The organism is Stenomitos frigidus ULC18 (assembly GCF_003003795.1).
GTDB classification, from domain to species: Bacteria; Cyanobacteriota; Cyanobacteriia; order Leptolyngbyales; family Leptolyngbyaceae; genus Stenomitos; species Stenomitos frigidus_A.
The window spans coordinates 67,755-80,558 of sequence record NZ_PVWK01000123.1 but is presented as its reverse complement, the minus strand read 5'-3'; the positions used below and the strand labels follow the sequence as shown (position 1 = coordinate 80,558).

At 51.1% G+C, this 12,804-nt stretch carries 9 protein-coding genes; 7 read left to right on the top strand and 2 right to left on the bottom strand.

What is annotated here, in order from left to right; translation table 11 throughout:
- Window positions 1–144: 144 nt before the first annotated feature.
- From C7B82_RS22780 to C7B82_RS22770, 3 genes are all read left to right on the top strand, one after another.
- Window positions 145–846, top strand: coding sequence for a lysozyme inhibitor LprI family protein (locus C7B82_RS22780; RefSeq protein WP_106258854.1), 702 nt, complete (start codon window positions 145–147; stop codon window positions 844–846).
- Between the two features lie 95 nt (window positions 847–941).
- Window positions 942–1,124 (top strand): hypothetical protein, encoded by a 183-nt coding sequence (locus C7B82_RS22775; protein ID WP_106258852.1) that lies wholly within the window; start codon window positions 942–944, stop codon window positions 1,122–1,124.
- Window positions 1,125–1,461: 337 nt separating this feature from the next.
- On the top strand, window positions 1,462–2,406 hold the full coding sequence (locus C7B82_RS22770) for a response regulator (RefSeq protein WP_245940052.1): 945 nt from the start codon (window positions 1,462–1,464) through the stop codon (window positions 2,404–2,406).
- Between the two features lie 197 nt (window positions 2,407–2,603).
- Here C7B82_RS22770 and trxB read toward each other — a convergent pair whose 3' ends face one another.
- The gene (trxB, locus tag C7B82_RS22765) at window positions 2,604–3,989 is read right to left on the bottom strand and encodes a thioredoxin-disulfide reductase (protein ID WP_245940051.1); all 1,386 of its coding nucleotides are present in this window, start codon (window positions 3,987–3,989) and stop codon (window positions 2,604–2,606) included.
- A 152-nt stretch (window positions 3,990–4,141) separates the two neighbouring features.
- Window positions 4,142–7,693 (bottom strand): O-linked N-acetylglucosamine transferase family protein, encoded by a 3,552-nt coding sequence (locus C7B82_RS22760; protein WP_106258848.1) that lies wholly within the window; start codon window positions 7,691–7,693, stop codon window positions 4,142–4,144.
- A gap of 421 nt (window positions 7,694–8,114) precedes the next feature.
- Between C7B82_RS22760 and C7B82_RS22755 the strand changes: the two genes are divergently transcribed.
- The 4 genes from C7B82_RS22755 to C7B82_RS22740 all read left to right on the top strand — a co-directional run bounded on the left by C7B82_RS22755 (window position 8,115) and on the right by C7B82_RS22740 (window position 12,795).
- Entirely contained in the window at window positions 8,115–8,657 is a 543-nt protein-coding gene (locus C7B82_RS22755; RefSeq protein ID WP_106258846.1) for a type IV pilin-like G/H family protein, read from the top strand.
- A 360-nt stretch (window positions 8,658–9,017) separates the two neighbouring features.
- A complete protein-coding gene (locus tag C7B82_RS22750) occupies window positions 9,018–9,689 on the top strand; it encodes a response regulator transcription factor (protein ID WP_245940050.1) in 672 nt (223 codons plus the stop codon).
- Between the two features lie 385 nt (window positions 9,690–10,074).
- Window positions 10,075–12,018, top strand: a complete 1,944-nt coding sequence (locus C7B82_RS22745; RefSeq protein WP_106258843.1) for a sensor histidine kinase — start codon at window positions 10,075–10,077, stop codon at window positions 12,016–12,018.
- Window positions 12,019–12,141: 123 nt separating this feature from the next.
- Window positions 12,142–12,795, top strand: coding sequence for a DUF928 domain-containing protein (locus C7B82_RS22740; RefSeq protein ID WP_181357616.1), 654 nt, complete (start codon window positions 12,142–12,144; stop codon window positions 12,793–12,795).
- Window positions 12,796–12,804 lie beyond the last annotated feature (9 nt).

The window sequence follows — 12,804 nt, the reverse complement described above, 5'->3', positions numbered from 1 at the left end:
ATTGCTGCCTGCACACATCTCTTTACGCGATCGGGGATCATAATTACGCGATCGGGGATCACGCTCGCTCCAGAATGGATCCCTGATTCGCTGAAGGCGTGTGTTAGAGCTACAAACCATTGCAGGCCATTGTGTCAAAATCTTATGCCAACGTTGCTCGATCGCTTCATGTCTACTCGGTTCGTATCTACAGCCTTGGGTGCGCTTACTGGCATTGCGATCGCCAGTCCGTTTCTCACCACTAGCCCAGCCGCCGCCCAATTGCTGGCACAGAAGTCAAATTGCAATGATGCTCAAACGCAGGCAGAGATGAACCAGGCAGAGATGAACTTCTGCGCCGGACTGGGTTACGAGAAGGCCGATCGCGCCTTAAATCGTGCCTATCAAGCCTTAGTACCCAAGCTTTCAGCTACGCGTCGCCAAAAGCTGACGGATGCTCAACTGCGCTGGATTACGTTTCGGGATACTGAATGCGATTTTTATGGCAGTGAGGCAGAAGGCGGCTCAATGCAGCCCATGCTCATTGGAGGTTGTAAGGATCAGGTGACACAACAGCGAACCGCTGACCTAAACGCTTACTTAGCCGGAAGAAGTCCCGCAAGTGTCGGTGGCTATCAATCCGCCGATCGACGACTGAACCAGCTTTACCAGCAGCTTCGGCAAAACCTAGAGACCAACCGCAAGCGTAAACTCGAAACCGCTGAATTTGCCTGGATCGCCTTCCGCGACTCTGCCTGTGGGTTTGAGGCAAGTGGCGGCAGCAATGCAGCGCGCAATCAGTGTCTCACCCGCTTAACAGTAAAGCGTAATCAGCAATTGCAGGGGTATTTGGCAATCGATCTCTAGGTCTTGGCATGCAAAACCCGCATGGGTGAACCATTCGCTATCGCTGGACACAGTGAGCAGAGCGCAACATGAGGTAGTATGCATGTCATTGTTTGATGAAGGCGGCTCTGTTGCTTGTGAACGATCGCGCTCGTTGGTTTTTGCCCGTTTTGTCTCCGGTTTTGGCGATCGCGGCTGCATTGCTGGTGGGAGCAGGGCTGATTTCGATCGCGCATTACGATCGGCTTGTGTGGAACCAGAACGATCCGTCTGAGGAGAACTCATCGCGCTTGAGCTAGCCATATGGGTGCGATTGGTTTTCTGAGACCAAGCTTGTCTGCTGGATAGTGTGCGATCGGGCAACGTTTTTTTGGATGATCAGTTAGAAACGCGACGAAATTGGCAACACTAGATCACAGCTGTGTCATCAGCACAGTTCAACTTGATTCAGTCTCGCTGGGTTAGGATTCTCAGCAAGCCCATATACTCGTTACTAGAGTGTTGAATCGACCGTCAAACGTTCCTGCTTGGTGGCCTGATTGTGTTGATGTCCTTCTGTGTTGTGATCATGCACTGCCCTAGAGACTCTACCCTCGGGCATTGCCAAAGGAGCTTACTGTAACTATGGACTACGCCATGCCTGAGCTTGATACCATTAACCGCCAGCTAGCAGGTCTGGATCGAACCAAGAAGGCAAAAATGCTGGTGGTGGATGACGAGCCAGATAATCTTGATTTGCTCTACCGTACGTTTCGGCGAGATTTTCAGGTGCTGAAAGCAGAAAGCGGCGTGCGTGCGCTGGAACTATTGGAGTCTGAAGGCGAAGTTGCTGTCATCATCTCCGACCAACGGATGCCAGAGATGAAAGGCACTGAATTTCTCAGCCGCACGGTGCCACAGTTTCCGGACACCATGCGGATTATCCTCACAGGCTTCACTGATGTCGAGGATCTGGTAGAGGCGATTAATTCTGGACAGGTTTATAAGTACATTACAAAACCGTGGGACCCAGGTGAACTGAAAGCGGTTGTGCAACGCGCGGCTGAAACCTACGACCTGCTGAAGCAACGGACGGAAGAGCTTCGACGATCGCAAGCGCAAACGGCTTTACTGTCTGCCATTGTGCGCACGGCTCAAGAGTCAACCAGTTTAGAGCAAAGCCTAACGCCGATCGCGACTGCCTTTGGCAAAAACTTTCAGGCAGACGGCTGTGTTCTCCAAGTGGTAGAAGGCAACCATCTCGTAGCGACTCAAGGTACATACAGCGCCAATGGCACGCTAGAGCACTGGCTAGAGCACGATCCTCTCGTGAAGCAAGCGATCGCCGCCCAGACCACTCAGGTCGCGGTTAATATTCCGGCTGATACTGACCTTGCCGCGATCGAGCATTATGTGGCGTCTGGCGTACAGGCGCATTTACTGATTCCCATTATCTATCGGGATGAAGTCCTCGCGGTGTTGTCCTTGCAGTGGTATCGACCCTCAACGCTGCGGGAAGATGAACTGGTGCTGCTACACCTCTCCGCGCAGCAAGTTGCACTAGCGTTGACCTGTACCCGTTATTACCGTCCAGTCGCATAGAACGAATCCCTGTAGAGAGTCTTCTGGAAGCTCTCTACGGAGATTCAGAGCGTTCTAACTAAACATTTACTGTTGGGTAGGGGCAGGTTTGACCAGCGTCTTGGCTCCAGTTGCTAGCTTTATGGTCAAACCTGCCCTTAAGGGCTTTGTTCGCTAAAATGTCCTAAATCCAACAGAGTTGAAACACCAACAGACCACTATAGGTAGGATGCGATCGTCTCCCGATATTGGCTCTTGGGCTTTACGCCTTTCATTTCTGCCACTTTATCTTTGTCTTTGAAGAACTGAATCGTCGGTGTGCCTACTACGCCAGCAGCTTCAGCAATCTCTGGATCTTGCTCAATGTCGATTTCGATGTAGTGGATTTTGCCATCAAATTCATCCACAACCTTATTGAGAATCGGCTTGAGCGTGTGGCAGGGACCGCATTGGGGTGACGCATATTTGACCACAATCAAGCGATCGCTGTCGTGGTAAAGCTTCCGCAATGCATAGCCGCCTTCATGACGAGTCCGCTCCACGCTAAATTCCGTTTCCTGCTCTGCTTCCGTCTTCTTCGCGGCTGGCTCTTCAGCTGGTTTTTCAGAGTCAGTTTGGTGAAATTCCTGGATCAGATTATGGGCAGAAAGCCACCGTTCTGCCAGCATCGCAGACATACAGCCTGTGCCGGCTGCGGTGATGGCTTGACGAAACTCGTGGTCTTGCACATCACCTGCGGTGAAAACGCCCTCAACGCTGGTTTCGACGGACCCGTGCTTGGTAACGATATAGCCCACATCATCGAGGTCTAGCTGCCCTTTGAAGAGGGATGTGTTGGGTGTGTGCCCGATCGCGTAGAACAAGCCTTTAACGTGCAGTTCACTTTCTTCACCCGTCTTCGTGTCTTTGATTTTGACGCCCTTCATGTGGTCTGCTTCGCCAAAAACGTCCAGGATATCGGTATTCCAGTGCAACGTGATTTTGGGATTGTTCAAGACCCGATCTTGCATCGCTTTACTGGCACGCATCTTTTCGCTTCGCACCAGCATGTGCACATGAGAACCATACTTGGTCAAGTAGATTGATTCTTCTGCTGCGGAGTCGCCACCGCCTACAACTGCCAGCTCTGCCGAACGGAAAATCGGTGTTGCGCCATCACAAATCGCGCAGGCAGAGATGCCCCGACTCCAAAACTGCTGTTCACAGGGCAATCCGAGTCGCTTTGCTGTTGCGCCCGTGGCAATCACCACGCTGTGTGCTTTCACTTCTCGTTCGTCGGAGCGGATCACAAACGGGCGTTGGCTGAAATCGACAAACGTGACGTCTTCAGTCACCAATTCTGCGCCCCAGCGGATTGCCTGCGCTTTCATGCGGTCCATCAACTGTGGCCCGGTGATGCCTTCTGGAAAGCCAGGAAAGTTTTCGACCTCGGTGGTTGTCATGAGCTGTCCACCGGGCAAGCCACCTGCCTGGTAACCCTCAAACATAAAAGGCTTTAAGTTGGCGCGAGCAGCATAAATAGCGGCTGTATACCCGGCTGGGCCGGAGCCGATAATCACTACATTTTCGATCGTGGGTGTGGTCATTGGCCTATACAAACTCATAACGACTACGGATAGTATAGCGCGATCGGGATTGGATGGGAACCCCTGTCTGCTCACCCTTCTGCGTGCCTAAATAACATCCTTAAAGATGCTGCCGACTCGGCTTCAATAATGAGACTGTCGAGCAAAGGATTTTGGCAGCTACCTATGGCCTACTTGTAGCCCTTTGCCCAAAGATTGAGTCTGTCTGTATAACTTTCAAGCTGATGAAAGCCTGTTTGCTCCAGCTTTTGGCACAACGTCTTGGCTGTGAAAGCCGTGCGATGAGCCATAGAGTGGTTTCCATTGGCGATCGCCGTCCGCCAACCATAAAGAATATCGATCGCGCTGCTCGGACCAACGGATGAACCGTAAAGTGGTTCCTCTAAGTTGCCTTGCGCCACGTGCTGTGCCACCGCTTGAATATCTGGCAGCGTGATCAGCACAAAGCCACCTGGTTTCAAGACACGATAAAACTCCGCCAGTGCAATTGGCACTTCATGAGCGTAAAGGTGCTTCAGGTTATGAGAGGAATAAACAGCATCAACTGACTCATTCAGAACGGCACTCATGTCAGTCATGGAGCCGATCAGATCTGGCTTCACGCTTGGATCAATATCTAGCCGTACTTCTCGCCAATCTGGAGTGCGTAACGGTTCTGGTAGCGCTGCAGGGTTATAATGCTCACAGCCGACGTGCAGCACTAACTTCGTGGCGGTGACAGTCTGGGTTTCGCTTATCATTGCGGCGGCAGAGCCTACGTGCTGTTGCGCTAATTTTGTAGCGACCACTTGCTGGTAAAACTGCTCCAAACCCCTCACGCAGTCGGTATCATTGAAAAGACGATGCTGCCGTTCGCTCATTTGTTGTGCGATCGCCTGTCTCCATTCTGGCTTCAAGCCAAGGCGTACCGCAATCTCAACATACTCTGCTTCATTTTGGGCGATCGTTTCAGTGATTCCCATCATGGTGAGCATGCCGCACGACTGGCGACCCCGCATAAATTCTCCTGCATGACTAACAATAGGCAGATTGCAGGCGATCGCGTCAAAAGTCGTGTGGCCACCCGAAAAGTCAGGCGTATCCAGAAAGACATCGGCATCCAGTAATAAGCTGGTGTAGTCTTCCCAATTTTGTCCTGGCAGAAAAACGCAATAATCGTCGCTGTCCAACCCCACTGCTACAAACGCTTGCTGTAGACGCTGCCGAAACTGATGTTCTAAACTTCGACTTGAACGGTGTGTGACGGTTGACCGGATGATAAAGACAAATTTTGCCTGTGGTACACGTTGGGCGATCGCGGCAAAGAGACCGTCGTGCTGAGGCAAATATTTGATCAGCATCTGACACGACATATAGAGCACAGCCTGGGCGTCAATCCCAAAGTCAGCACGAGTTTTTGTTGGTGCCGGAATAATGGGCTGAGGATAGCTAATGCCCAGATTGGGTAGCCGAATGAGCCTTTCTGTATAGTGCTCCTGAGCGTTATCTGGCTCGATCAATGCGCCTGACAGATAATAGTCGATCGTCGGAATGCCAGATGTGACAGGATGCCCCCAGGTGCTGCACTGTACTGGAGCTAAGCGCAGACAGGCAGTCATTGCCGTTGGCTTGTGGGTCCCGATCGCCAAAAACACCAGAATATGTAAGTTATCGGCTAACAGTTGTTGACCAAGCGCTTGCAGGTCGTTTGGGATGTAGCGATAGACGTCACTCAACGCCTTAAATTGCTCTGTACGACGATTGCTCGTAGACCCTGTGTTATAGCAATAAATCTCAAAGCGACTGCGATCATGGTGCTGCAACCATCCCAATGCCCAGTGGGACATACTATTAGTCCCCATTGAATCAGCCAGATAACCGATCCGGATTTTGCCTCCCTCCGGGATTGGCGGCATGGCTAAAGGGGTTAACCAATTGGGGTGACTCGCACGCATAGCCCGCTGTAGCAGTTGACCATAAAGTGCCTGCAAATCCCGAACGTTAACAGCTTGATAAGCCAGATAAAACGTTCCGAGAATCGGGATACTTTTGAAGCTAATGGTCTCCTGCCGAGCCTCTGCCCACTCAACGTGCTGTTTGGCGATCGTGAGACCCGTTTTAAACCGCTGATAGTACGTGGACATCTCCTCCACGCTTCGATAAAGCGGCGGTAGAACCAGTTGTGGTAAAACCTGTAAAAAGGGATCGTCTGGTTCCAGATTTGCGGCAGCGTAAATGCAGTCAATGGCTGCTACCAGTTGTCCACACAACTGGTAGCAATCGCCCAGGGTGAGATAGTCATGTACCGTTCCTGCCGCAAGAGCAAGCGAAGACTGAAATGCCTCGATCGCGGCTTCAGGGTTGCCAGCACGATTAAACGCATGGGCAAAATAGTTATGCGCGTTGGCAGAATCTCCGGCGGCAGCATATGCCTCGCCGATTTTCTGTAGGATGTCAGGATCCCGCTGCTTGAGCATCAACGCTTGCCGATAGGCGACGGTAGCGGATTCAGGCTTTTGCTGTGCCATGAGCGCATCACCCAAACTGAGATGTCCAGTAAACTCGTTGGGTGCCACCGCAATCGCCTGCCGAAAGAGTGCTTCTGCCTGGCTAAAGGCCCCGTTTTGAACCAAAAGATTGCCCAAGCGGTAGAGCGTATCAATATAGGCTGCATCCAGCGCGATCGCCTGCTGATAGGCCGCGACCGCCTCCGAAAGACGATCCATTCGTTCTAGCACCAGTCCACTAATATGGTATGCCAGAGCATTCTTTGGCTGTAGTGTGAGCGACTGCTGCAAGGCCTCAAGTGCAGCGGCGTTGTTTTCGGCAAGATGGTAAAGCATGCCCAAGTTAAACCAGATCTCAGCATTTTGCTGATCGCACTCCAGAATCGTTCGATAGCGCTGTTCTGCTTCCGTTAGCTGTCCCTCAAGATGGAGTTGTACGGCTTCTTTGCGTAAGGTTTCATGGTCGATCGGCTGCTGCACTAGAAGTTGGCAAAGGGCATCAATCACTACGCGATCGCGATAGTGCTGCCAATCAAACTCGTCTTGAGCGCGAGGCTGGCTGGCATCCCAACTTAAAAGGAGCCAATCTTGCTGATGCAAATCGTCCTCGGTCAATTGGTTTTGGGTCTCATTCAATGGGTCATGCAACAGTCTTGCCTGCGGATAAGCCGCTAAAAAATCCCATGTTGCCTGTCGAACAGTGTTTAGCGCCCCCTGACTGATGAGCACCACTGACTGATCGGCAAGAAACGACTGCGCCAGCATCAGCCCCAGCATTTGCGATCGATAATCCGTTTCGCCGCAGTAAACATAAACACCAATCCGATCGTCTGAACCCAACTCCCTCAGCTCAGCGAAAAATTCTTCGCACGATTGACCGCAAAAAAGCACCTGTTCTTCTAGCCCAAAGGCGGTCAGATTCTCGAACAGGCAATCAATGCTCGCTTGCCTAAAATTAGGTCTGGTTACATCTTCAACGGCATAAGCCATGCACTGCGGTTGATGAAGCAGTGCGCCAATCAGATTGATTCCTTGCTGGCAACCCACTTCGCAGTAAACTTCTCCCGGCGCTAAAGCGCTGGTAGCGTCGTTGAGCAGGCGCAGCATTGGCGCGCTTGTCAACGACGCCGTTTGCTCCAATAACCGATGAAACTGAGGCTCAAGCGAGTTTAGCGGTGAGTTTTGCCAGTTTTGCTCAAGCAGAGACAGATGTGCAACAAACTGCTGAATGTCCATTTAGCTCACTCAAATCAATCAGGTTAGCGACAAGCCTTTCTAGGCTCATTTTGCAGGTCGTTTTGTAAAAGTGCTCCCCTCCATCTTGCCCAAGTTGCTGCGATCGTGCACAACGCTAATCAGAGCAACCATCCTGCCCGATCGAGACCAAACGTGCACGTTCTTTAACACGCTAGGTTTAGAGAAATTGGGTTCTGGACACTACATGAATGGTCAAACGATATCTAGTCGTGAGTACTCCAGCTTCTGCGTCAACCCATCTGAAAGCCCTTGCCATCTTTGCTTTAAAGGCAGATCAAAACAACCGCTCAACTCATTTTCCCAAAAAAATAGTCGATGGTGATATGAAACTGGAGTTGGGGGGGTACGTTAGGTTCAGGAGTTAGAACCACCAACCCCGCACCTTTAAGGAGACCCTCTCATGAAGTCTGATTTTCAAGCTAAGTTCCTGCAACACCTGATCGCGAAGAAGCAAGAGAAAGGCTTCACCCTGATCGAACTGCTGGTTGTTATCATCATTATCGGTATTCTGTCTGCGATCGCGCTGCCTTCCTTCCTGAACCAGGCAAACAAGGCGAAGGAATCAGAATCCAAACAGTACATCGGCTCCATGAACCGTTCACAACAGGCTTACTATCTTGAGAAGAATACCTTCTCGAGCGACGTATCCCTGCTGGGTCTTGGTATCAAAACCGATACAACCAACTACACCTACGCGATCGTTGGTCAAACGGACAAGCAAGTCGCCAACACGTCTTATCCCAAATTTACCACCACATTGAGAGCTCATACTGGTGGTGTTGGTGTTGGTTTTACAACAGGCGCTACCACTGGTGAAGCAACGACTCTGGCGGTTCTTTGCCAATCCGTTAAACCTACTGCGGGTGATGCCACTAAAGTTACTTTCAGCACACTCACAGGGCCTGTTTGTGATGGCACAGTCTTTCAAGATCTAGGGAAGTAATTGCTTGCCCACTGAGCTATTCTGGGGAGCTTTCCCTTACTCTAGTTCAACTTAAAAGAGACACAGAGTGGACAGATATTTCTGCCCACTCTTATTTTTTGGCGCACCTTCCGCATTGACGCTGACTACACGCTACAACTGTATTAATTCGATTACGACTAGAGCGTGCTTGCATCACTGCTTTCAAGTACGATAGCTACAAAGACTGCCATTGTCGGATGAGGGATTTGGTCAGTAACGGTCATCGATCCGCTTGTTGTCTGCTCGGCTTACTAGGCCTGGCGACTAAGCGTAATCTTTGCTTTTCCAACGCAGACTGAATGAACTGATAGCAAGACTAGATTCATGCAGGTGTGAATGATGAGCCGAAGTTCGTCCGATGCCGCGACCCAAACTTTTTTGGTGGTTGATGACCACGAGGCGATACTGGAAGGTACAGTACCTGCCTTAAAGCGAACGTATCCCGCCGCTGAAATTTTTACAGCACAAGATATTCAAACGGCTCAAACTCAAATCGGCTATTATCACCCCACGTTAGTGGTACTGGACTTGAGCGTCCCCCAGAAGCCCTACGCGATCGCGAGTGCTGAAGTCGGCATTCAGTTTCTCAAAACACTGATCGAAAGTAAGCTCGCACCTAACATTGTGGTGCTGAGTACGAATATTAAACCGCTGGTACAGCTCAAGCCAATGATTAATGCCTACGAGGGTGGCTTTGCAGCAATGGACAAGTCACTGCCGATTCGCGAGATGCTACGACTGGTAGATTTTGCGCTGCGTGGCTCGATTTACTTGCCGCCAGAGCTGCGATCGCGGTCTGAGTTTGACCGCAAATGGCTAGAGGTACTGACGCTGAAATTTCAGGAGGGGCTGACTGACAAGGCGATCGCTGACCGCATGCAGGTCAGTGATCGCACCGTGCGGAATTACTGGATCAGACTTCAGGATGCCTTGGGGATTTACGATGAACCCGATAAAGATTTGCGGATTCAGATTGCGATCGCGGCTCGTAAATTGGGGCTGCTGAACTAAGCATTGGCAGCTGATGAAAGCTCACTGTTAATCATCTGGTCTCAACTTTGGTGAAAAATCACCCAGTTAGAGGGGTACAAGCGTCGTGACCTGGTGTAGTCTGCCGATAACACACTCATCAGTGAATTTAGCGATGACCAATCTTGTTGACGATCGTATCAATCTCAAAACTGCTTTATAGCAATAGACAGATGGGTTAGGACGGGGTGCAGGGGTGGAACCCCTGGCTGGGGGCAACGCCCCCACACACCCTTTGATCCCCATGTCCTAAACGTTGTGACGATCGCTATATTTGTGTAGCGAGGAGATTGGCAAGCGTTACGTACTCCAAGTCATCTACCGTTTACTACCGCATCGTGTTGAAGCCTAGCCACTGTTTACTTGAATGAAAATTAAGGTGAATGCTGGATTGTGGAAACAAATTGAGCAGCATGCTACGGTTTGGCGCATTGGGTTACTTCCGGGGCTGGTGGTCATTGGTCTGGTGGCGATCGCGCGTATGACTGGCTCACTACAGCTTTTGGAGTTGGCTACCTTTGATAATTTTCTGCGTTCACGCCCCCTAGAGCCACCGGATGAACGCGTTGTTATCGTCGGTATTAATGAAGAAGACATTCGTCTTGTAGGCAAGTATCCAATCCCTGACCATGAGTTGGCAGTGCTGCTACGAAACCTACAGCGCTATCAGCCAGCGGTGATTGGGCTCGATCTGTTTCGTGACTTGACTACAGACCCCAATCGGGCTGAACTGGCACAGGTGTTTCGCACCAGTCCAAACCTCATTGGTATTGAAGCCGATGGCGGAGGGTCTGCCAAGCTTAAAGTCAAGCCTCCCCCAGAGTTGCCCGCATCGCAGGTCGGTTTAGCGGACATTGTGCTTGACTCAGATGGCAAACTACGACGGTGCTTGTTAGCCAGCAAGGTGAGCTCTGGGAAGATCAAATACTCGCTGTCATTGTTGCTTGCGGCGCACTACCTCCGCACTAAAGGGATCATGCTTCAGCATGGCACCCGTGCAAGCGATCCCATTCAGCTTGGGCTGATCGCCTTGCCGCGCTTTCGTGCCAATACGGGTGGTTACGTGCAGGCAAAAGCAGGGGGCAACCAAATTCTGCTTAACTTTCGCAGCCATCCGCGTCCCTTTCGGGTGATCTCAATGACAGAGGTTCTAAAGGGCCGAGCGCAGCCAGAATGGCTTCGCGATCGTATCGTCCTGGTGGGCGTGACTGCCCCAAACAGCCTGAATGATACGGTGACGACGTTTGCTACCAAAGGCAGCTTAATAACGAAGGCGATCGGCACAAGCGATGATGACTATCAGTTGCTTTACGGTGTTGAAAATCATGCCCACTCGATCAGCCAACTGATCAGTGCAGTGCTGGATCAACGTCCGCTGCTAAGTAGTTGGTCAAAAGGCGCAGAATACCTCTGGATTTTGTTCTGGGGAGTGCTTGGTATTGTACTGGGCTTGCTGTTGCAATCGCCCTGGAAAACGTTTTTGGGACTAGCAGGGAGTGGCGCTTGCTTACTCACGTTGAGCTACGGGTTCATGGCTATCAGCTGGTGGGTTCCAGTGGTACCAGCGCTGTTAGCCCTGATTGCAGCAGGCTTGACCACAGCGCTGTTTGATCGTGACGCTCGGCTGTTGCTAGAACAGCGTAGTTTGACGCTCAAGCGTACGTATGACTCAGTGCATAATGGTCCGCTGCAAACGCTGGCAGCCATACTGCGAAGTCTGGACGATTTGCCAACAGAAAAATTGCGATCGCAACTACAAGCGTTGAACCAGGAGTTGCGATCAGTCTACGAGTCCATGCATCAGGCGATTGCGACGGGTGATCAGCGTTATACACAAACGCCGATTCATGAACTGCTCTATCAGATCTACGAAAACACCTTAAAACGTGATTTGCCAGGTTTTGCCTCTATTCGTACGCTCATTCCGCCCGATTTTACGCCGCTCAAAGAATGTCCTCTCTCTACCGACCAAAAGCAAGCGCTGTGCATTTTTTTACAGGAAGCGTTGTGCAACGTGGGTAACCACACGGTCGATGCCAGCTGTTTGGATGTTATTTGCCGACATCATAAAAGCTGGTATGCTTTGCAGGTGATCGATAATGGCTTGTCAAATTTTTCTCTAGTGACCCGAGAAGGACGGGGAACCGCTCAAGCTAGAGAATTAGCGCGATCGTTGAGAGGCAGCTTCCAGCGTCGCCCTCATGTTCCCCACGGTATGATTTGCGAGCTTGTCTGGCGTAGCCCAAAACCCTGGTGGCAGTTTTATCACCCATTTCAGTCAACGCAACACCCGCCAAACAGGCTTCAATAGTCTTAAGCGTTTTTGGAGCGTTCTTGGATAGTCATGAATCATCAAGTTGCATTGGTTCTTACGCAACGAATTGTTACAAGGCTAGCCGCTAGCCTTGTCCTAGGGCTGTGGCTTGTTCCTGTCTTGAGTCTTGCGCAAGATAGCGACACTGCACCGGCTAGTGGTCGGTCATCGGGTGGCAGAGGTTGTGGTACCAACACACTATCTGTCGCCTCTGATGTGCCTGCACTAATTTTGCTGACGCCTGGCCAGCAAGCAGGAAAGACGATATCAACGCGTCCTACGTTTGCCTGGTTTGTGCGTGATGCTGCGTCCTTGCCGATCGAGTTTAGGCTGTACGAACAGGACAATGATCGCTTTAAACTGGTGAAAGAAATCAAAGATGATCGCTTGCGGAGCGTCCCTGGCATCATGTTGATGTCTGCTGGAGGCGCTTTGCCTGAGTTGACGATTGGTAAGCGCTATCGCTGGCAGGTTGAACTAGTCTGCAATCCCAGCCGCCCTTCTAGCAATCTGTTTGCCGAAGCTGTGATCGAAGTTGTACCGCTGCAAGCAGGCTTAAAAACCCAGTTGGCGCAAACCCGAGATCGTGTGAATCAAGCCAAGCTCTACGCTCAGGCTAATCTCTGGTATGACGTGCTGAAAACTGCCTTTACTCCACCGAGCAGCGCTACTCAACTGCACGCACTCCGGCAGTCGCTGTTGAACAGTGTGGCGATCGATGCGACCGAGTGTAAACTGCTGCAAGATAGCTCTATTCATGCCATCCAGCGCTAAAGTTGCAAC